22 protein-coding genes are annotated in these 20,086 nt (G+C 70.7%); 12 read left to right on the forward strand and 10 right to left on the reverse strand.

The genetic code is table 11. From position 1 onward, the window contains the following. Nucleotides 1–3: 3 nt before the first annotated feature. The 7 genes from JOF40_RS13550 to JOF40_RS13580 all read left to right on the forward strand — a co-directional run bounded on the left by JOF40_RS13550 (nucleotide 4) and on the right by JOF40_RS13580 (nucleotide 7,362). Nucleotides 4–336, forward strand: coding sequence for a YlxR family protein (locus JOF40_RS13550; RefSeq protein WP_129184633.1), 333 nt, complete (start codon nucleotides 4–6; stop codon nucleotides 334–336). 140 nt (nucleotides 337–476) lie between these two features. Then, entirely contained in the window at nucleotides 477–3,308 is a 2,832-nt protein-coding gene (gene infB, locus JOF40_RS13555; protein WP_129184631.1) for a translation initiation factor IF-2, read from the forward strand. A 90-nt stretch (nucleotides 3,309–3,398) separates the two neighbouring features. After that, nucleotides 3,399–3,866: a 30S ribosome-binding factor RbfA gene (gene rbfA, locus JOF40_RS13560; protein ID WP_129184629.1), complete on the forward strand. Its 468-nt coding sequence runs from the start codon at nucleotides 3,399–3,401 to the stop codon at nucleotides 3,864–3,866. Beyond that, a complete protein-coding gene (truB, locus tag JOF40_RS13565) occupies nucleotides 3,863–4,741 on the forward strand; it encodes a tRNA pseudouridine(55) synthase TruB (protein ID WP_129184627.1) in 879 nt (292 codons plus the stop codon). Before rbfA ends, truB begins: the two co-directional genes overlap by 4 nt. 10 nt (nucleotides 4,742–4,751) lie before the next feature. After that, entirely contained in the window at nucleotides 4,752–5,993 is a 1,242-nt protein-coding gene (locus JOF40_RS13570) for a phospholipase D-like domain-containing protein (protein ID WP_129184624.1), read from the forward strand. 141 nt (nucleotides 5,994–6,134) lie between these two features. Then, complete coding sequence (locus JOF40_RS13575; protein WP_129184622.1) at nucleotides 6,135–6,506, forward strand: hypothetical protein; 372 nt, start codon at nucleotides 6,135–6,137, stop codon at nucleotides 6,504–6,506. Nucleotides 6,507–6,510: 4 nt separating this feature from the next. After that, a complete protein-coding gene (locus tag JOF40_RS13580) occupies nucleotides 6,511–7,362 on the forward strand; it encodes a serine/threonine-protein kinase (RefSeq protein ID WP_129184620.1) in 852 nt (283 codons plus the stop codon). A 120-nt stretch (nucleotides 7,363–7,482) separates the two neighbouring features. Here JOF40_RS13580 and JOF40_RS13585 read toward each other — a convergent pair whose 3' ends face one another. The 4 genes from JOF40_RS13585 to JOF40_RS13600 form a co-directional block, all read right to left on the reverse strand. Beyond that, nucleotides 7,483–8,343, reverse strand: coding sequence for a hypothetical protein (locus tag JOF40_RS13585; RefSeq protein WP_129185997.1), 861 nt, complete (start codon nucleotides 8,341–8,343; stop codon nucleotides 7,483–7,485). Nucleotides 8,344–8,510: 167 nt separating this feature from the next. Further along, a complete protein-coding gene (locus JOF40_RS13590) occupies nucleotides 8,511–9,170 on the reverse strand; it encodes a response regulator transcription factor (RefSeq protein WP_129184616.1) in 660 nt (219 codons plus the stop codon). Next, on the reverse strand, nucleotides 9,167–10,600 hold the full coding sequence (locus JOF40_RS13595; RefSeq protein WP_129184614.1) for a sensor histidine kinase: 1,434 nt from the start codon (nucleotides 10,598–10,600) through the stop codon (nucleotides 9,167–9,169). Before JOF40_RS13595 ends, JOF40_RS13590 begins: the two co-directional genes overlap by 4 nt. 6 nt (nucleotides 10,601–10,606) lie before the next feature. Continuing rightward, complete coding sequence (locus JOF40_RS13600; RefSeq protein WP_129184612.1) at nucleotides 10,607–10,933, reverse strand: hypothetical protein; 327 nt, start codon at nucleotides 10,931–10,933, stop codon at nucleotides 10,607–10,609. Nucleotides 10,934–11,041: 108 nt separating this feature from the next. On the opposite strand from JOF40_RS13600, the gene JOF40_RS13605 reads away from it, so the two are divergent. Further along, nucleotides 11,042–11,983 (forward strand): bifunctional riboflavin kinase/FAD synthetase, encoded by a 942-nt coding sequence (locus tag JOF40_RS13605; RefSeq protein ID WP_246152866.1) that lies wholly within the window; start codon nucleotides 11,042–11,044, stop codon nucleotides 11,981–11,983. On the opposite strand, the gene JOF40_RS13610 is transcribed toward JOF40_RS13605, so the two are convergent. Further along, nucleotides 11,980–12,852 carry an SGNH/GDSL hydrolase family protein gene (locus tag JOF40_RS13610; protein ID WP_129184609.1) on the reverse strand — a complete coding sequence of 291 codons (873 nt, stop codon included), beginning with the start codon at nucleotides 12,850–12,852 and terminating at the stop codon, nucleotides 11,980–11,982. The genes JOF40_RS13605 and JOF40_RS13610 overlap by 4 nt on opposite strands. Before the next feature lie 204 nt (nucleotides 12,853–13,056). On the opposite strand from JOF40_RS13610, the gene rpsO reads away from it, so the two are divergent. Next, entirely contained in the window at nucleotides 13,057–13,296 is a 240-nt protein-coding gene (rpsO, locus tag JOF40_RS13615) for a 30S ribosomal protein S15 (protein ID WP_372440774.1), read from the forward strand. 246 nt (nucleotides 13,297–13,542) lie between these two features. Then, nucleotides 13,543–15,765 carry a polyribonucleotide nucleotidyltransferase gene (locus JOF40_RS13620; RefSeq protein ID WP_129184605.1) on the forward strand — a complete coding sequence of 741 codons (2,223 nt, stop codon included), beginning with the start codon at nucleotides 13,543–13,545 and terminating at the stop codon, nucleotides 15,763–15,765. Between the two features lie 75 nt (nucleotides 15,766–15,840). On the opposite strand, the gene JOF40_RS13625 is transcribed toward JOF40_RS13620, so the two are convergent. Then, complete coding sequence (locus JOF40_RS13625) at nucleotides 15,841–16,026, reverse strand: hypothetical protein (protein ID WP_129184603.1); 186 nt, start codon at nucleotides 16,024–16,026, stop codon at nucleotides 15,841–15,843. Between the two features lie 87 nt (nucleotides 16,027–16,113). Between JOF40_RS13625 and kynU the strand changes: the two genes are divergently transcribed. Together kynU and dapB are read left to right on the forward strand one after the other, a co-directional pair. Next, nucleotides 16,114–17,313 carry a kynureninase gene (gene kynU, locus JOF40_RS13630; RefSeq protein WP_129184601.1) on the forward strand — a complete coding sequence of 400 codons (1,200 nt, stop codon included), beginning with the start codon at nucleotides 16,114–16,116 and terminating at the stop codon, nucleotides 17,311–17,313. A 4-nt stretch (nucleotides 17,314–17,317) separates the two neighbouring features. Further along, entirely contained in the window at nucleotides 17,318–18,061 is a 744-nt protein-coding gene (gene dapB, locus JOF40_RS13635; RefSeq protein ID WP_129184599.1) for a 4-hydroxy-tetrahydrodipicolinate reductase, read from the forward strand. Between the two features lie 21 nt (nucleotides 18,062–18,082). On the opposite strand, the gene JOF40_RS13640 is transcribed toward dapB, so the two are convergent. From JOF40_RS13640 to JOF40_RS13655, 4 genes are read right to left on the reverse strand one after another with little or no spacing between them, the layout of a single operon-like run. After that, nucleotides 18,083–18,409, reverse strand: a complete 327-nt coding sequence (locus JOF40_RS13640; RefSeq protein WP_307800771.1) for an AzlD domain-containing protein — start codon at nucleotides 18,407–18,409, stop codon at nucleotides 18,083–18,085. Further along, on the reverse strand, nucleotides 18,385–19,056 hold the full coding sequence (locus tag JOF40_RS13645) for an AzlC family ABC transporter permease (RefSeq protein WP_129184597.1): 672 nt from the start codon (nucleotides 19,054–19,056) through the stop codon (nucleotides 18,385–18,387). The genes JOF40_RS13640 and JOF40_RS13645 overlap by 25 nt, the downstream gene beginning before the upstream one ends. Then, nucleotides 19,053–19,586: a GNAT family N-acetyltransferase gene (locus JOF40_RS13650; RefSeq protein WP_129184595.1), complete on the reverse strand. Its 534-nt coding sequence runs from the start codon at nucleotides 19,584–19,586 to the stop codon at nucleotides 19,053–19,055. The genes JOF40_RS13645 and JOF40_RS13650 overlap by 4 nt, the downstream gene beginning before the upstream one ends. After that, nucleotides 19,583–20,083 carry a hypothetical protein gene (locus JOF40_RS13655; RefSeq protein WP_129184593.1) on the reverse strand — a complete coding sequence of 167 codons (501 nt, stop codon included), beginning with the start codon at nucleotides 20,081–20,083 and terminating at the stop codon, nucleotides 19,583–19,585. Before JOF40_RS13655 ends, JOF40_RS13650 begins: the two co-directional genes overlap by 4 nt. Nucleotides 20,084–20,086: the final 3 nt, after the last annotated feature.

Genomic DNA, 20,086 nt, shown 5'->3' on the forward strand with positions numbered 1-20,086 from the left:
CCGATGGCGCAACCTCTTCGCCAAACGGGTAGACTGGTCGAGGTCGTCCGGACGTGCATCGGTTGCAGGCAGCGCTCGGACAAGACCGATCTGGTGCGATTCGTCGCAGTTCAAGGGTCCACGGCAACGGTCGTGACGCCCGATCTGCGCGGAACGCTGCCGGGACGAGGGGCGCACCTGCACCCCACGACCCGGTGCCTGGATCTGGCGACACGCCGCAAGGCGTTCGGTCGGGCCCTTCGAGTCGAGGGGCCGCTCGACCTGGACGCCGTGGCCGGCATCGTCACGGATCGAGAACCTCAGCATGACCACGAGGAGCGCAACAGCGCTCCCTGACCGAAATCGGAGCACTCGCTCATGTCCCACATGAATGGCCTCGGCCGATGAGTACTGCGCGATGAGTACTGCGCAATGAGCACGTTCGTCAACTAGTGGTCTGATCCTCCTTCGGGGTCGGACCCCCCTGAAGGAGAAAAGTGGCTGTCAGAGTCCACGAGCTCGCACGCGAGTTCGGCGTCGAGAGCAAGGTCGTCCTGTCCACCCTGAAAGACATGGGTGAGTACGTGAAGTCGGCCTCCTCGACCGTAGAAGCCCCCGTCGTCCGGCGCCTCAACGAGGAGCACGGAGAGGCCCTGCGCGCGCAGGGCGCCAAGAAGGCCGGCCGCAAGGCACCGGCCAAGACCGAGTCCGAGGCTGCACCAGCCGCCGCAGCTCCTGCTGCCGCTGCTCCCGCCGCACCTGCGACACCGGCTCCGGCAGCGCCGGCCGCTCCGGCCGAGGCACCTGCCTCCGCCGCCCCGGCCCGCACGCCCGGACCCGTCCCCGGACCCCGCAAGGTCGTCCCCGACCCGGAGCCGGCTCCCGTCAAGGCAGCGCCGGCCCCCGCGGCCGAGGCACCTGCACCGTCCGCCCCGACGCCGGCAGCGCCCGCGGCTCCGGCTGCCAAGGCGACGCCGGGCCCCACGCCCGGACCGCGTCCGCCGGCTGCCGGCGGCGCACGCCCCGGCAACAACCCGTTCTCGTCCACGCAGGGCATGCAGCGCAACACGCCGCGTCCGCCGGCCGCCCGTGAGGGCGGTGCAGCCCCCGCTCCGGGTGCTCCCGGCGGAGGCACGGGCATGCCTCGTCCCAACCCGGCCATGATGCCGCGCCAGTCGGGCCTCCCGGGCCCGTCGGCCGGTCGTGGCGGCCCCGGTGGTCGTCCCGGTGGCGCTCCCGGTCGTCCCGGCGGCGGTGCCCCGGGTCGTCCCGGCGGGGGCGGTGGCTTCGCCGGTCGTCCCGGTGGCGGCGCTGGTGGCGGTGCTCCGGGTCGTCCCGGTGGCGGCGGCTTCAGCGGACCTCCCCGCACGGGTGGCCCCGCAGGTCGCAACACCCGCGGTGGCACGCAGGGCGCGTTCGGTCGCGCCGGCGGACCCGTGCGTCGTGGACGCAAGAGCAAGCGCGCGAAGCGTCAGGAATTCGACCAGATGCAGGCGCCCGCGATCGGCGGCGTCCGCGTCCGCAAGGGCAACGGCGAGACGGTTCGCCTGACCCGCGGCTCGTCGCTGGCCGACTTCGCCGACAAGATCGGCGCCGACTCCGCATCGCTCGTCGAGGTGCTGTTCCACCTCGGCGAGGTCGTCACGGCCACGCAGTCGGCCAACGACGAGACGCTGCTGCTGCTCGGCGAGGAGCTCAACTACACCGTCGAGGTCATCTCGCCCGAGGACGAGGACCGCGAGCTGCTCGAGTCGTTCGACATCGAATTCGGTGAGGACGAGGGCAACGAGGACGATCTCATCGCGCGTCCGCCGGTCGTCACGGTCATGGGTCACGTCGACCACGGAAAGACCAAGCTCCTCGACGCGCTGCGCAGCAGCAACGTGGTCGACAAGGAGGCCGGTGGCATCACGCAGACCATCGGTGCCTACCAGGTCGCGACCGATGTCGACGGCACCGAGCGTCGCATCACCCTGATCGACACCCCCGGTCACGAGGCGTTCACCGCCATGCGTGCCCGTGGTGCCCAGGCGACCGACATCGCGATCCTGGTGGTCGCGGCTGACGACGGCGTCATGCCGCAGACGGTCGAGGCGCTCAACCACGCCAAGGCCGCCGGCGTCCCGATCGTCGTCGCGGTCAACAAGGTCGACAAGCCCGACGCCGACCCGACCAAGGCCCGTGGCCAGCTCACCGAGTACGGACTCGTGCCCGAGGAGTACGGCGGCGACACGATGTTCGTCGACGTGTCGGCCAAGGCCGGCACCGGCATGGACGCGCTGCTCGAGGCCGTCATCCTCACGGCCGACGCCTCGCTCGACCTGCGCGCCAACCCGAAGCAGAACGCCGAGGGACTCGTCATCGAGGCGCACCTCGACCGTGGCCGCGGCCCCGTCGCGACGGTCCTCGTCCACCGAGGAACCCTCAAGGTCGGCGACTCGATCGTCGCCGGACCGGCCTTCGGCCGCGTCCGCGCCATGCTCGACGAGCACGGTGAGAACATCGAGGAGGCGACCCCGTCGCGTCCGGCCCTGGTGCTCGGTCTGACGGCCGTGCCCGGTGCAGGTGACAACTTCATGGTGGTCGGCGACGACCGCCTGGCGCGTCAGATCGCCGAGAAGCGCGAGGCGCGCGAGCGCAACGCCCTCTTGGCTCAGCGCACGGGTCGCCGCACGCTCGAGGACTTCATGTCCTCGATGGAGAAGGGCGAGACCGACGAGCTGCTGCTCATCCTCAAGGGTGACGGTTCGGGTTCGGTCGAGGCGCTCGAGGACGCACTGGCCCAGATCGACGTCGGCGACGAGGTCGCGCTGCGGGTCATCGACCGCGGTGTCGGTGCGATCACCGAGACCAACGTCATGCTGGCCGCGGCGTCCAACGCCGTGATCATCGGCTTCAACGTCCGCCCGCAGGGCAAGGCGACGGAGCTGGCCGACCGCGAGGGTGTCGAGATCAAGTACTACTCGGTCATCTACAACGCGATCGAGGAGATCGAGGCATCGCTCAAGGGCCTGCTCAAGCCGGAGTTCGAGGAGGCGCAGCTCGGTACCGCCGAGATCCGCGACATCTTCCGCTCCAGCAAGATCGGCAACATCGCCGGTTGCATGGTCACGAGCGGCACGATCAAGCGCAACGCCAAGGCGCGCCTGCTGCGCGACGGCTCCGTGGTCGCGGACAACCTCGACTTCAGCAGCCTGCGTCGCGAGAAGGACGATGTGTCCGAGGTGCGTGAGGGCTTCGAGTGCGGTCTCGTGCTCCGTGGCTACAACGACATCAAGATCGGCGACATCGTCGAGACGTTCGAGCTGCGCGAGAAGGCCCGCGCGTAGTCAGCACCACCTCGCGTTGCGTCATAGCTTCAGTGGTCCCAGACCAACCGAAGCTATGACGCAACGCGTCTTTCCGGAGGAGTGAGCACGATGGCAGGACCCCGCAACGCCAAGGTCGGCGACCGCATCAAGGTGATCGTCGCCCAGATGCTCGAACGACGCGTCAAGGACCCGCGCCTCGGGTTCGTGACCATCACGGACGTCCGCATGACCGGTGACGGCCAGCAGGCGTCGGTGTTCTACACCGTGATGGGCGACGAGGTGCAGCGTCAGGACACCGCGAATGCGCTGCGCAGCGCGACCGGGCTCATCCGGTCCGAGGTCGGCAAGCAGCTCGGCACGCGCATCACGCCGTCGATCACGTTCTTCCTCGACTCGGTGCCGGAGACGGCCAAGGAGATCGAGGACCTGCTCGCGAAGGTCAAGGCCTCCGACGACGAGGTGCTGTCGCGGACCGCTGGTGCGCAGTACGCCGGCGACCCCGATCCGTACAAGAAGCCCGTGGCCGACGACGAGACCGACGGCGACGTCGACCCCGACAGGTCGGCCACCGCGTGACCGACGTCGGGTCGGGCCTGGTCATCGTCGACAAGCCGGCCGGGTGGACGTCCCACGACGTCGTCGGTCGCATGCGCCGCCTCGCGCAGACCAAGAAGGTCGGTCACGCGGGCACGCTCGACCCCATGGCCACGGGGGTCCTGGTGTTGGGCATCAACCGGGCGACGCGCCTGCTGGGCTACCTGACCCACGCCGACAAGGAGTACGTCGCGACCATTCGTCTGGGCCAGTCGACCGTCACCGACGACGCCGAGGGAGAGGTCATCGCGAGCACGTCGGCGGCGCACGTCGACGAGGCGGCCGTGCGCGCCGTGCTGCCCCGCTACACGGGTGACATCCAGCAGGTGCCGTCCTCGGTCTCGGCGATCAAGGTCGACGGCGTGCGGTCGTACGCCAAGGTGCGAGCGGGCGAGGAAGTCGCACTCAAGGCCCGACCCGTCACCGTCTCGACGTTCGACCTCGACGCCTTCAGGGCTGAGGGCGACGTCGTCGACGTCGACGTGCGCGTGGTCTGCTCCAGCGGCACCTACATCCGGGCACTGGCCCGCGACATCGGCGACGACCTGGGCGTCGGCGGTCACCTGACGATGCTGCGCCGCACCCGCGTGGGCGGTTTCCCGCTACGCCTGGCCCGCACGCTCGAGGAGCTCGAGAACGAGCTGCACGTCATCAGCCTCGACGACGTCGCCCGTGCCAGCTTCGACTCGTACGACCTGCCCGAGCGCGAGGCCCAGGACGTCCGGTTCGGCCGTGCGCTGACCGGCATCGACCTCGGCGCCCCGCGCGCCGTGGCGTTGTTCGACCCGGCGGGGCAGTTCCTCGCGCTGTACGAGCAGCGGGGCGGTGTCGCCAAGCCCGTCGCGGTGTTCGTCTAGGGTCGGGGCCATGTCACTGCAGGAGTCGACGCGCCGCCTGGTCCGACAGGGCGTCCTCGGGGTGCTGGCCGCCCAGGTCGCGGCGGTCGTCTCGCTGATGGGTGCCGATCGCGTCCGCCGGTTGCTGCGGGGGCGCCGCATCCCCGATCTCGAGCCGGCACGGCCGGTGTCGCACGAGATCGCCGACGGCAGCGTCGCCACGACGTACACGTACGGTGCGGTGCTTTTCGACGACATGCTGGCCGCGATCGCCTCGGCGAAGCGGCGCATCCTGCTCGAGACCTACATCATCAAGGGCGACGAGATGGGGCGGCGCTTCAAGCAGGCGCTGATCGACGCGGCCGACCGGGGCGTCGACGTCTACGTCATCTACGACCAGTTCGCCAACCTCGTGGTGCGCCCGAGCTTCTTGACCTTCCCGGCACCGGTCAACGTCCTGCGCTACCCGCTGATCTCGTCGTGGAAGTTCCTGAGCCCGCGCCACCTGGGTCGGGACCACCGCAAGATCCTGGTGGTCGACGACGAGGTGGCCTACGTCGGCGGCTACAACATCGGCTCGTCGTACGCGACGGAGTGGCGCGACACCCACCTCAAGATCGAGGGTCCGGCTGTGTGGGACCTCGACAACGCGTTCGTCGACTTCTGGAACACCCATCCCGAGCGGACGACCGACCGCATCACGCAGCTCCCGGCGGCCGGCTGGCGTCCTGAGATCCGCGCGCACCGCAACGTCCCGCGCCAGCTGATGTACCCGATCCGCGGCATGTACCTCGAGGCGATCGACCGCGCGCACATCAGCATCGACATCACCGCGGCGTACTTCATCCCCGACAGCGACATCCTCGAGGCGTTGCTCGACGCGCGGCGGCGGGGCGTGCGGGTGCGCATCATCGTGCCGAAGGTGTCCAACCACGTCGTGACCGACTGGCTGTCGCGCGGCTTCTACGGTCGGCTGCTGCGGGCGGGCGTCGAGATCCACCGTTACGCCGACCACATGGTGCACGCCAAGACCGCGACGATCGACGGTGAGTGGACGACGATCGGGACGGCCAACATCGACCGGCTGAGCCTGCTCGGCAACTACGAGATCAACCTCGAGATCCTCGACGCCGGCCTGGCGCGGGGCATGGAGCAGATCTTCTCCGACGACTGCCGCAAGTGCGAGCAGCTGAGCCTCGACGAGTGGATGCGGCGGCCCGTGCTGGCGCGGGTCTACGAGGCGATCCTCAAGCCGCTGGGCCCGCTGCTCTGACCGCGCTGCTCTGACCCCTCTGCCCTGACGGTCCGGCCTGACGGTCCGGCCCATGAGAGCCCTCTCATCCGCGGCTCACGTGGGGCTCACGGGGCGGCGTGAGTCTTGCTCTGTCAGCACGACCCCGACAGAGGAGACATCATGAAGACACTCGTACGCGCCGGCATCGTCACCGTGGCCGCCACCGTGGGCCTGGGCACGGCAGGGTTCGCCGTGGCCAGTGCCAGCACCGCCGACACGCAGGAGCCCGTCGTCGTCAAGCGCGAGGACACCTCGTCGTCGTGGACGCAGTCGACCGACGTCGACGACGACCTGCGCGACGACCTCGACGACGTGGACGGCGTCGATTCGCCGACGGGCAGCACGGTCAACACCGTCAACACGACGGCGACCAAGAACACCGCGCCGACCAAGAACACGCCGACCAAGAACACGCCGACGGGCAACACCGTCAAGACGGTCCCGTCGATGCCGACCAAGAACACCGCACCGACGTCCGCGACGGGCGACTGAGTCGATGTCCGACACCTGGGGCCTGGCCGGGGGCGACACGATCGCCCCCGGCCTCACGGCCGTCCGCGCCGTCGGCGGCGGCGAGGTCTACGAGGCGTGGCTGGCCTTCGACGAGCGCCTGCATGCGCCCGTCGTGGTCAAGCTGATGCGACCCGGCCACGTCGACGTCGAGAGCTCGCGCACGGGACTGCTGCGGGAGGTCGAGATGCTGTCATGCCTCAACCATCCCGGTGTCGTCCGCCTCTTCGCCTACGACGACGAGGCGGAGCGCCCGTACCTCGTGCTGGAGAACATCGACGGGCCCAATCTCTCGTCGCTGATCAGCAAGCACGGCTACCTGCCCCTGCACCAGCTGCTGCCGCTGGGCCTCGAGCTGAGCTCGGCCCTGCACTACCTGCGCCACGAGGGCGTCTGCCACCTCGACGTCAAGCCCAGCAACGTCATCATGGGGGCACCTGCCAAGCTCATCGACCTGAGCGTCGCGATGCCCGTCGTTGAGGCCCGGGCGCTCGACCACCCCGTCGGCAGCGACGAGTACATGGCCCCCGAGCAGTGCCTGCCGGGGGAGCAGGGGACGATCGACCACGCCAGCGACATGTGGGGCCTGGGAGCGACGATGTTCCGCGCCGCGGCCGGCTACCGGGCCTTCGACCGCGAGCCCCGGTGGCAGCAGCTGACGACGGATCCCGCGCCGTTGCCGCACTTCGTGCCGACCGCTCTCGGCGACCTGATCCTGGCCTGCCTGGCCCCCGATCCCACCGACCGGCCCCTGCCGTCCGACGTCGCCGGAGCGCTGGAGCCGATGCTGGAGCGTCTGCCGCAGGCCCGCCTGTCCGGCTTCAAGATCTCCCGCTGACGGTGCGGCTGACCTTGAGACATCCGGGTCGTCCCAGTGACCACAAAGACTCACCGTCGGTGCCCACGCCGACTGAGCTTGAGACTTTCGGGTGGTCCCGGCGACCCGAAAGTCTCAAGGTCAGTCCCAGCCGGCGCTGCGGAGCAGACGGGTCAGCTGGTCGGCGACGAGCGCCTTCTGGTGACGGGTCGCGTACGACGTGAACGCGATCAGGCGTGGCCCGCCGATGACGACCTCGTTGGCCCGGACGACGTCGGCGCTCCACTGCTGCACCTCGAGATGGGGCAGTCCGTGGATCTCGACAGCGACGTCCCACGCGTCCCACCCGGCATCGAGGTAGTAGCGACCGGTCGGGCTCCGGACGGCTCGCTGCCGGGACGGCGCTGGCAGCCCGGCACCTCGACGGATGTCATCGAAGTCGCGCTCGGGCAACGACTGCACCCCGCCGCCGGCATCGAGCACCGATTCCCGCACGAGCGCCCGCCGCCGCATCGGTCCGCGCCGCGCCAGTGCATCGTGGACGGTCCGGGCGGCGACCAGACCCTGCTGGAACGCGGCGAGCACGATCGCCACAGCCTGCCGGTCAGAGGTGGCCCACGCCGCCGCGTCCACGACGCTGCGCGCCGACCTCGTCCGACGTGGCACGAGCAGCGGGTGGACGTCGAGGTCGCCGAGCTCGGTGCTCCAGTGGGGGACGAGCCCGGCCAGACCACTGCTGGGCCGCTTCGAACCCTCCGGCTGGACGACATCGGTGTGCGGTGGTGCGAAACCGGTGAACCCGTCGAGCCGCAACGCCGACAGTCCCGCCAGTGCCGACCGCGGCGCGCACGCGTGGAGCCGGACCACGTCGAGCTCGTCACGACTCAGAGGCCCGTTGTGGTCGACCACGACGCCACGCGCCGGACGCTGCCACCGACCCGCGGCGATCGCGTGGCGGACGGCGGACCGCCCATGGTCGGCGACTGCAGTGCCTGTCCTCATGACCGTCATCGGGTCAGCGTGCCGCCGTCTGCGAGGTACGTCGCGTTCGCCGAGGAGTCCTGTGGAGATGCCGGGACGCCGTCCCGGTCTGTGGACCGACTGATCCTGAGACCTTCGGGTCGTCCCGGCGACCTCAAGGTCTCACGATCCGTCCCTACCGTCCAAGGTCAGTCCACGCGGTAGCCGAGGCCGCGGACGGTCGTCACGAGGCCGGCACCCAGCTTCTTGCGGAGGTAGCCGATGTAGACGTCGACGACGTTGGAGCCCGGATCGAAGTCGTACCCCCACACCTGCGACAGCAACTGCTCCCGCGACAGGACGAGACCACGGTTGCGCATCAGCACCTCCGCCAGGGCCAGCTCACGAGCCGACAGCTCGACCTCCCGGTCGGCGACGAAGGCCCGCCGGCGGCGCAGGTCGAGCCGCACCTCGCCGACGACCAGCTCGTCGTCGGGTGCTGCCTCGCCGGGCGGGCGCAGCCGCAGCCGCACCCTGGCCAGCAGCTCGCCGAACCGGAACGGCTTGGACATGTAGTCGGCGGCCCCGCCCTCCAGCGCAGCGATCGTGTCGGTCACCGAGTCGCGCGCCGTGAGCACGATGACCGGCAGCGCGGGACGCTCCGCCGTCACGCGCTCGAGGATCGCGTAGCCGTCCATGCCCGGCAGGCCGATGTCGAGCACGATCAGGTCGAACTCGCCGGTCAGGGCGTAGTCGAGCCCCGTGACGCCGTCGTCGACGACGGTCGGCGTGAAGCCCTCCGCCTTGAGGCCCTTGGCGACGAACGAGGAGATGCGCGCCTCGTCCTCGACGATCAGGATCCGGTTCATGACTGCTGGCCTGCTTCCGTGCGTGGGGGGAGGGGGAGTCGGAGACGGAACGTGGCGCCCGGGGAGGCTCCGACGTCCGACGGGTCGAGGACGACGTCCCCGTGGTGCGCCTCGGCGATGGCGCAGACGATCGACAGGCCGAGCCCGAATCCCTCGTCGGACTCGTCGCCGCGGGTGAACCGCTCGAAGATCTGCGGTGCGAGCGCCGGATCGACCCCGGGGCCGGTGTCACGCACCCAGAGCTCGACCCGGCCGTCGTGCAGCCGGGAACCGATGCCGATCTCGTCGCCGGGCTGCGTGTGACGGGCCGCGTTGGCCGACAGCTGCAGCAGCGCCTGCGTGATGCGCTGCCCGTCGAGCGGCACGGTCGTGCGGGCCACGGCGTCAAGCACCCAGCGCCGTTCGGCCAGGGCCCGGGCGCGGTCGACGGCCCCGAGGGTCAGCGTCTCGACGTCGGCGGATGCCAGTCGGACGAAGTCGGGGCGCTGCGCCTTGGCGAGCATCAGGAGGTCGTTGACCAGACGCGTCATCCGCTCGATCTCGTCGAGCAGCAGGTCGCGCGTGGCGGCGACGTCGTCGGGGTCGTCGAGGTCGAGCACCTCGAGATGACCCTGCAGCACGGTCAGCGGCGTGCGCAGCTCGTGCCCCGCGTCGTCCAGCAGCTGACGCTGGGTCACGAAGGCCGACTCGAGCCGGTCGAGCATGTCGTTGAACGTCCGCTGCAGGTCGGAGAGGTCGTCGTGGCCCGTGACCTCGATGCGCCCGCCGAGGTCGCCGTCGCTGATGCCGCGGGCGGTGTCGCGCAGCCGCCTGACGGGACGCAGCAGGCGTCCGGCGCTCCACGACGCGAGACCTGCGATGGCCAGCACCGACAGCGCTGCCAGGAGCGCGTACGTCGTCATCAGGTCGTGCAGGTCGCTGCGGCTGCCGCTGACGTCGTGGACGACCACGAACGAGCCCCGCTGGTCGCCGGCGACGACCGGCAGCACCGCGATGCGGTACTCGCGCCCGGCGATCTCGGCGGTGCGCGAGCCGCCGTCGCGCGACATCTCGGCGACGACGCGCGGGAACTCCTCCGACTGCTGCAGAGCGGGGTCGGGCGCTCCTTGGTAGACGGGCTTGCCGGAGCTCGGGAACGCGAACAGCTGTTCGTTGTCATCAGGCAGGTTGCGCTCGAGGAACACCTCGAGCAGCCGGTCGGCGGACGCGAACGGAGCTCCCGTCTGCGGGTCGACCTCGTTCTGCTGGAGGGCTCGGAACTCGCCGATCTCCTGGGTCAGGCTCGTGTCGATGGCCCGGTCGATGCGGCGCGACTCGACGACGTAGAGGGTCAGGCCGACCGCGACCAGGGCCAGCGAGGTGAGCAGCGCGATCGTGACGGTGAGGCGTTGCCGCACCGACAGGCGCGACAGGGCGGGGGTGAAGGGCATCGTCGGTCAGTCGTCATCGTCGTCGTCGGGACCGTCGGGACCGTCGGGGTCGTCGTCATCGTCGTCGTAGTCGCGGGGGGCCGGGACGGTGCGGTCGAACGGCTCGTCGTCGTCATCGTCGTCATCCCCCGGCACCGGTGAAGGGGACGGGGACGTCGTCGGCGCGGGCGACGGAGCGGGAGGCGTCGTCTCGGGCCCGGGGGTGATGACGATCGGCGTGGTGTCCTGCGGGGACGGATCGGCGTCCGCAGCGACCCGCGCGACGGCCAGGGCAGCCAGCACGATCGCCACGACGGCGAGCGCGGCGGCCTGGAGCCGACGGGACGAGGACATGGCCCAACCCTGCCGCATGCACCCCGCGGCGTCGATGAGGTGCCGATGAGAGAGTTCTTAGGTTCGACCAGCCACGGCGGGCGGCGGCGCGTGTGGCACAGTTTTCCCGTGACGATCTGGCGTGACTTCCCCGGAGCTTCGACTGCGGCACGCACCTCGCCGTCCGCCGTCACGGTCGGCAACTTCGACGGCGTCCACCGCGGTCACCAGCACGTCATCGAGCGCACGCGCGACCTGTCCCGCGGCCTCCCGGTCATCGCCGTCACGTTCGAGCCCCACCCGCTCGCGGTCGTGGCCCCCGAGAGGGCACCCAAGCGGCTCGCGACGACCGAGCGCCGCGTCGAGCTGTTGCTTGCAGCTGGTGCCGACGAGATCCGCATCCTCGACTTCACGCGCGAGATGGCCGCTTGGTCGCCGCAGGAGTTCGTCGACCGGGTGCTCCGCGACGAGCTGCGGGCCTCCCTCGTGGCGGTCGGCGACAACTTCCGCTTCGGCAACCGGGCCACGGGCGACACCGCCTTCCTGCGCGAGGCCGGGCAGCAGGCCGGGTTCACGGTCGATGCCCTCGACCTCGACGGTGGTGCCGAGCCGTACTCGTCGACGCTCGTGCGGGCACATGTCGCGGCAGGACGCATGCGCGAAGCGGCCGACGTCCTCGGCCGTCCGCACGAGGTCGCCGGAGTCGTCCGCAAGGGCGACCAGCGAGGCCGCGACCTCGGATACCCGACGGCCAACGTGCCGGTCGACGAGGCGTATGCCGTCCCGCCCGACGGCGTCTACGCCGGATGGCTCGTGCGGGCCGACGGTGCGCGACTGCCCGCCGCGATCTCGGTCGGCACCAACCCGACGTTCGACGGGGTCGAGCGACGCGTCGAGTCGTACGTGCTCGACCGCACCGACCTCGACCTGTACGGCGAGGCGATCCGGGTCGAGTTCGTCGACCTGCTGCGCGGCATGGTCCGGTTCGACGGCGTCGACGAGCTGCTCGTGCAGATGGCCGACGACGTCGAACGCACGCGGGCCGTGCTCGACCTTCCGTCAGCCGACTAGCGGACTGCCGCCGCCACGACGTCGGCGACCGCCTGCATGCCGCGGGCGTTGGGGTGGAAGACGATGCCGTCGCCCGGGGTGGGGGACGTGCCGTTGGTCCACGCCGCGTCGCCGGCGCAGGCGTCGTGGCCCTCGGACGCGGTGCGCAGCGACACGTACCGCACGCCGGCCCGGTCGGCGGCGCTCGCGAGGGCGGCGTCGAGGGCGGCCTCGGCCGTCACGACCGACGAGACGTCGGCGGCGGGGATGCGCACCTCGGGGCACGTGCCGGTCGTCGGCATGATGCGTGGGTAGCCGACCAGGACGACGTCCGCGTCGGGCGCATCGCCACGCACCGATCCGAGCAGGTCGGCAAGGTCGGCCGTGGTCTGGTCGAGCACCCCCGGCAGCTCGTCGGAGACGTACGCCCGGCACGTCGAGCTGCCGGTCGCGCAGGCACGGATGAGCGCGACGAACAGGCTCCCGTCGTTGCCGCCGGCGCTGACCGTGACGAGGCCGGTGTCGCGGGGGACCGCCCCCGACGCGACGGTCGCGGCGAGGTCGGTGGTCGTCGCGCCCGTGCAGCTCACGTCCGTGAGGTCACGGTCGAGCGTCGTGGCCACGAGTGCGGGCCAGTTGGCGTTGGAGCGCTGGCACAGACCTGCGTCGGTGCTCTGCGGGTCGATGCCGGGCCCCGCGGTGAACGAGTCGCCGAGCGCCACGTACGCGTCGCGGTCGGGGGAGGACGTGGTCGCGCTCGCAGACGGCGATGTGGACGACGTCGGGCTGGGGCCGTCCGACGAGGTGCCGCCGGAGCTGCACGCGCCGAGGACGGCCAGCAGGAGCGTGGTCGACGCGGCGAGGACGCCACGACTCCACCGGACTCTCATGGTCACGAGGCTAGCCACCGCTCCAAGCGTCGATTGGCCCTGCGAACATCGCCGCTGATAGTCTGGTCGCTGCCGTGTGATCGGCCACGGATCGATAGTGCCCCGGTGGATGTGCCCGGGCGCGCCGTGCAACGGAACCCCTCAAGGAGAAACGTGTCGAAGAAGACTGCTGCGCCCACAGTTGCGGGCGTCGCCAAGGAAGACATCATCAAGCAGTACGCACTCAGTGACAACGACACCGGATCCCCCGAGGTCCAGATCGCGCTGCTGACCGGGCGCATCGCCCACCTGACGAACCACCTGCAGGAGCACAAGCACGACCACCACAGCCGTCGTGGCCTGCTGCTGCTCGTCGGTCAGCGTCGTCGCCTGCTCAACTACCTGCAGAACACCGACATCGAGCGCTACCGCTCGCTGATCGAGCGTCTCGGTCTGCGTCGCTAGCACCACCCGGAGGCGGTCACTTCACGTGAAGTGACCGCCTCCGTCACAACTCCACACCGCAACACTCCCGACGAGCGCCGCCAGGCACGATGGTGCGAACCTCAGAAGTGCTCGGTCCTCGGTAGTGGCCCTCGGGACGCTCGTTCAGAGCCGCCCCCGCAGGCCTCGATCGAAGACCGGCATGGTTCCGCCGCCCACCGGCACTCGTCCCAACAGGCAGGCCCCAGGCCTGCGGAAGGGACTTCCATGTCCGAACTCCACTCCGTCGAGACAGTCATCGACAACGGTGCCTTCGGCACCCGCAGCATCCGCTTCGAGACGGGCGTCCTCGCCCAGCAGGCCGCCGGCTCGGTGTCGGCGTTCCTCGACGACGACACGATGCTGCTGTCGGCCACGACAGCCGGCAAGCACCCCAAGGACCACTTCGACTTCTTCCCCCTGACGATCGACGTCGAGGAGCGGATGTACGCCGCCGGCCGCATCCCGGGCTCGTTCTTCCGTCGTGAGGGCCGTCCCTCCGAGGACGCGATCCTGACGTGCCGCCTGATCGACCGCCCGCTGCGCCCGACCTTCAAGAAGGGTCTGCGCAACGAGGTCCAGGTCGTCATCACGGTGCTGGCGCTCAACCCCGACACCCCGTACGACGTCCTGGCGATCAACGCCGCCTCGGCGTCGACGCAGATCTCGGGCCTGCCGTTCACCGGCCCCGTCGGCGCCACGCGCGTCGCGCTGATCGACGGGCAGTGGGTCGGCTTCCCGACGCACAGCCAGCTCGAGAACGCCGTGTTCGACATGGTCGTCGCCGGCCGCATCACCGCCGACGGCGACGTCGCGATCATGATGGTCGAGGCCGAGAGCACCGAGGTCACCTGGGACCTCGTCCAGAGCGGCGTCCAGGCACCCACCGAGGAGATCGTCGCCGGTGGCCTCGAGGCCGCCAAGGCGTTCATCAAGCAGCTGTGCGAGGCGCAGATCGAGCTCGCGTCGACCGCCGCCAAGCCGGTCCGCGACTTCCCGATCTTCCTCGACTACGAGGACGACGCCTTCGAGGCCGTCGAGGCCATCGCCAAGGCCCCGCTGGCCGAGGCCGCGACGATCCTGCACAAGGCCGAGCGCGAGGACCGTGAGGCCGAGATCAAGGCCGACGTCATCGACCAGCTGGGCGAGAAGTTCGCCGGTCGCGAGAAGGAGCTCGGCGCTGCCGTCCGTTCCGTTCTCAAGTCGGTCATCCGCGAGCGCGTCCTGCGCGACAAGGTGCGCATCGACGGCCGTGGACTGGAAGACATCCGCGCCCTGAGCGCCGAGGTCGGCATCGTCCCCCGCGTGCACGGCTCCGCGCTGTTCCAGCGTGGCGAGACCCAGATCATGGGCATCACGACCCTCAACATGCTGGGCCTCGAGCAGAAGCTCGACACGCTCTCGCCCGAGACGTCGCGCCGCTACATGCACAACTACAACTTCCCGCCCTACTCGACCGGTGAGACCGGCCGGGTCGGTTCGCCGAAGCGTCGCGAGATCGGCCACGGTGCCCTCGCGGGCCGTGCGCTGCTGCCCGTGCTGCCGACGCGCGAGGAGTTCCCCTACGCGATCCGTCAGGTCTCCGAGGCGCTGAGCTCCAACGGCTCGACGTCGATGGGCTCGGTCTGCGCCTCGACGCTGGGTCTGCTCAACGCGGGTGTCCCGCTGCGCGCGCCGGTCGCCGGCATCGCGATGGGCCTCATCTCCGGTGAGGTCGACGGCAAGCAGACGTTCGTCACGCTGACCGACATCCTCGGAGCCGAGGACGCCTTCGGCGACATGGACTTCAAGGTCGCCGGAACGCGCGAGTTCGTCACGGCCCTGCAGCTCGACACCAAGCTCGACGGCATCCCCGCCGACGTGCTGGCCGGTGCCCTGAAGCAGGCCTACGGCGCCCGCGTCGCGATCCTCGACGTCATGGCCGAGGCCATCGACGAGCCCGACGAGATGAGCCCCTACGCGCCGCGGATCATCACGATCAAGATCCCCGTCGACAAGATCGGCGAGGTCATCGGCCCCAAGGGCAAGATCATCAACCAGATCCAGGACGAGACCGGCGCGAACATCTCGCTCGAGGACGACGGCACGGTCTACGTCGGCGCCGAGAACGGCGAGGCTGCCGAGGCCGCGCGCGACGCGATCAACGCGATCGCCAACCCGACGATGCCCGAGGTCGGAGAGCGCTACCTCGGCACCGTCGTCAAGACGGTCGACTTCGGCGCGTTCGTGTCGCTGTCCCCGGGCCGCGACGGACTGCTGCACATCAGCAAGCTGCGTGACCTCAACGGTGGCCAGCGCGTCAACAACGTCGAGGACGTCGTCAAGGTCGGTCAGAAGATCCAGGTCGAGATCGCCGAGCTCGGCGACCGCGGCAAGCTCTCGCTGATCCCGGTCGTCGACAAGGCCGACGAGCCCGAGGCCCCCGCGGCCGAGGAGCCGGCCGACGCCTGATCGTCGCTCACACGAAAGGCCCCGCTGCTCCGGCAGCGGGGCCTTTCGCGTACCTGCTCGGGCGGGCAGTGGTCGTCAGGAGATGCGCCGGTCGCTCCTCAAGAGGCTGGCCAGCATCTCGCGCAGCGTGGCGCGGCGGACGACGCGCTGGGACGCCCGCTCGGCCGTGGCGCGACCGATCTCGGCGTCGTGGGAGAGGGTGCCCTCGTGGTGCCCCGTGTCGGTCCGCGGCGACGCATGGAGCTCGAATCCGCTGAACATGGCTGCTCCTCGAGGTTGGCGTTCCGGGGTCCGCCCACTGTAGGCCTGGGAGGTCTCTCTGGTCGAGGCCCGTGACAGGATCGGCGCATGACGACGTCCCCCCACGAGCTCGACTCCGCCGATCCGCTCGCGGCCATGCGTGACCGGTTCGTGATCGACGACGACCTGGTCGCCTACCTCGACGGCAACTCGCTGGGACGCCTGCCGCGGGCGACGCTCGACCGTCTGGCGGCGTTCGTCCGCGAGGAGTGGGGCGGACGGCTGATCCGCGGCTGGTCCGAGGGCTGGGTCGAGCTGCCGGTCACGGTCGGCGACGAGCTCGGTGCTGCCCTGCTCGGTGCGGCGGCAGGGCAGACCGTCATCGCCGACTCGACGTCGGTCTGCATCTACAAGCTGCTGCACGCCGCGGCGGGTCTGCGTCCGGGCCGCGACGAGATCGTGATCGACGCGACGAACTTCCCGACCGACCGCTACCTCGTCGAGGCGGTCGCCGAGGCGCGCGGCATGACGGTGCGCTGGATCGAGCCCGATCTCGTCGACAACGTCACGGCCGACGTGCTGGCCGGGGCGCTGGGCGATCGCACGGCCGTCGTCCTGCTGAGCCACGTCGACTACCGCTCGGGCACGCTGCTCGACCTGCCGGGGCTCACCGAGGCGGTCCACGCGGCCGGTGCACTGGTGATCTGGGACCTCTGCCACTCCGCGGGCGTTGTGCCGATCGCGCTCGACGCGTCCGGAGCCGACTTCGCGGTCGGCTGCACCTACAAGTACGTCAACGCAGGTCCCGGCGCACCCGCCTACGTGTACGTCGCGCAGCGGCACCTCACGCACGCACGGCAGCCCATCGAGGGCTGGTGGAGTGCCGCCGACTTGTTCGGGATGTCCGACACCTACGAGGCGTCGCCGTCGATCCGCAGGATGCTCAGCGGCACGCCGTCCGTCGCGGGCATCCTGGCGGTGCAGGAGGGTGTCCGGCTCATCGCCGAGGTGGGTGTCGAGGCGATCCGTGCCAAGTCCGAGCTCATGACCGGCCACGCGATCGAGCTGCTCGACGAGCTGGGGCTCGAGCTCGTCACGCCGGGGGATGCCGCGCTGCGAGGCAGCCACGTCACGGTCAGGCATCCGGACGCCCGGGCCATCACGGCCCAGCTGATCGAGCGCGGCGTCGTGCCCGACTTCAGGGAGCCCGACCTCATCCGTCTCGGCCTGTCGCCGCTGACGACGTCGTACGCCGAGCTCGCCGCGGCGACACGCATCCTGGGCGAGGTCGTCGCGCCGATAGGCTGACCGCATGACACGGGTCGCGGTGCTGGGTGCCAAGGGGCGCATGGGTTCGGAGTCGGTGCGGGCGATCACCGCGGCGGACGGACTGGAGGTCGTGGCCGAGATCGACCAGGGCGACCCGCTCGACCTCATCACGTCCTCGGGTGCCGAGGTGGCCCTCGACTTCACGCAGCCGGGTGTCGCCCTCGACAACGTCACGTGGTGCGTCGAGCACGGCGTGCACGTCGTCGTCGGCACCTCGGGCTTCGACGACGACCGCATCGAGGCCGTGCGCGCGCTGCTGGGCGACGAGCCCGCCACGGGCGTCCTGATCGTCCCGAACTTCTCGATCGGCGCGATCCTCATGATGCGCTTCGCCGAGACGGCAGCGCCGTTCTTCGAGTCGATCGAGGTCATCGAGATGCACCATCCCGACAAGATCGACGCCCCCTCGGGCACGGCGGTGCGCACCGCCGAGCTCATGGCCGCCGCACGCGAGACCGCCGGATCGGCACCCCTGCCGGACGCGACGACGACCGACCCCGACGGCGCCCGCGGTGCCAAGGTCGGCGGCATCCCGGTGCACGCCGTGCGCGCGCGGGGCTTCGTGGCCTCTCAGGAGGTGCTGTTCGGGGGCGCGGGCGAGGGCTTCGCGATCCGCCACGACTCGCACGACCGCAGCTCGTTCATGCCCGGCGTGGTGGCGGCGGTCTCGGGCGTGGCCTCCCGTCCCGGTGTCACGGTCGGCCTCGACGCCGTCCTCGGCTTGTAGCCCGCCCCGAGGGGCTGGGTGTCAGAGCTGGCGGACGAGCGCGGCGACGGCGGCCGACACCACGACCATCGGCAGGAACGGCACGCGTAGCGTGAGCAGCACCGCGGCGACGCCGAGGGCCAGCAGGCGGGCGTCCACCTGCACCGACGCGCCGTCGGCGAGCACCTGCACGGCGATCAGGGCGCCCAGCAGCCCCGCGGGGATCAGCTCGACGGCCCGGACGGTCAACGGGTGCTGCAGCACCGACGGCGGGACCGACAGCCCCGCGTACTTGAGGGCGAAGCAGCCCACGACCATGACCGCGATGCCGGCCCACACGCCCGTCACGATGCGGCCCGCGTCCGCCACAGCATGCCGAGCAGGACGGCCACGCCGCCGCCGAGGACGATCGGCAGCCCGGCGCTCGTGACCGGTACGAGGCCCAGCGCCACCGCGGCACCGACGAGCGCGACGATCCGGCCCTTCCAGGTCGCCAGCCGGGGCCACAGCAGGCCCAGGAAGGCCGCACCGACGGCGGCATCGAGCCCGTAGGTGCGCGGGTCGCCGATCGCGTCGCCGGCGAGCGCGCCGACGAACGTCGTGAGGTTCCAGAGCACGAAGATCGAGATGCCCGTCCAGTAGAACCCCAGGCGCGCCTGCCGCCGCGTGTCGCGGGTGACGGCCATCGCGGTCGACTCGTCGATCACGACGTGGGCGCTGGCCAGTCGGGCGAGCGGGTCGAGGTCGAGGCGAGGTGCCAGGCTCACGCCGTAGAACAGGTTGCGGCTGCCGAGCAGCGTCGCGGTGAGCGCCCCGGTCAGGGGATTGCCGCCGGAGGCGACGATGCCGACGAACGCGAACTGCGACGCTCCCGTGAACACCAGCAGCGAGATGAGGCAGGTCTGCAGCACGCTGAGCCCCGACGCGGTCGAGATGGCGCCGAACGAGACGCCGCACGCACCCGTGGCGAGCCCGACGCCGAGCGAGTCGACGACGATGCTGCGGTCGGACGTCATACGAGGCTGGTGTGGAGCCGCACCTGCTTGACGGTCGCGCCGGTCGCCGACTCGAGCTCGCGATGGGCGCCGTCGGGTGCCCAGCCCGACTCCGTCACGAACGAGCGGAGCGCGTCGTCACCCGTGCCGATCCACCACACGGCGCGGCTGAACTTGTCGGCCACGAGCGTGTCGATCGCAGCCTGCAGCAGGCGGGACCCGTGCCCGTTCCGTTGGTGGGCCGCATCGACGACGAGCTCGCCGACCTCGCCGTCGACCACCTGGTCGCTGTCGGGGTCGAACGACGGGTGGACGAGGGCGAACCCGCGCACCTCGGCCCGCTCGAGCGCCACGAGCACCCGCAGGCGGGCGTCGTGCGGCGAGCTGATCAGCGAGGTCCACCGCTCGGTGAGCTGGACGGGGTCGAGCGCCTCGACCTCGGCCGCCGCGTCGCCGAAGCTCGTCCGCCACGAGGCCAGCTGGATGCGCACGATCGCCGCGGCGTCGGCCGGCCACGCGAGGCGGGCACTGACGTCGGCATGGACGCTCACGTGTCGAGGAAGCTCTCGACGAGGCGCGACTCCGCGCCCTGGGAGTCGACCATCGCCGCGGTCAGCGAGGTGTTGCGCGGGCTCGGCCACACCTCGTACGTCAGCACCAGCATGCCCGGGAAGCCGGCGACGACCAGCGGCCAGCCGCCGTGGTCGGCCACGAACGCCACGACGACGGCCACCAGCATCGGCGTCTCGCAGAAGATGAGCTTGCGGACGGTCTGCGCGGCGAAGATGCCGACGGCATCTCGCTCGGCCTCGGCAGGATCGGTGTCGGCCGGCAGGGGAGAGGCGCTGAGCCACACCCGCTCGGACAGGAAGGCACCCGCAGCCACGAGCACGAGCAGGACGACGGTGAGCCAGATCGGCGTGAACGGCGCATCGTCGCCGCCGAGCATGAAGAACAGCAGCACCAGGAAGCCGCCGGTGAGCCCGATCTGGAGGAGCGCGAAGCTGCGGACCTCGGCGGGGGTCGCGTCGTACTCAACACTCGGCATGGG

The organism is Aeromicrobium fastidiosum (genome assembly GCF_017876595.1).
In the GTDB taxonomy this organism is placed as follows: Bacteria; Actinomycetota; Actinomycetes; order Propionibacteriales; family Nocardioidaceae; genus Aeromicrobium; species Aeromicrobium fastidiosum.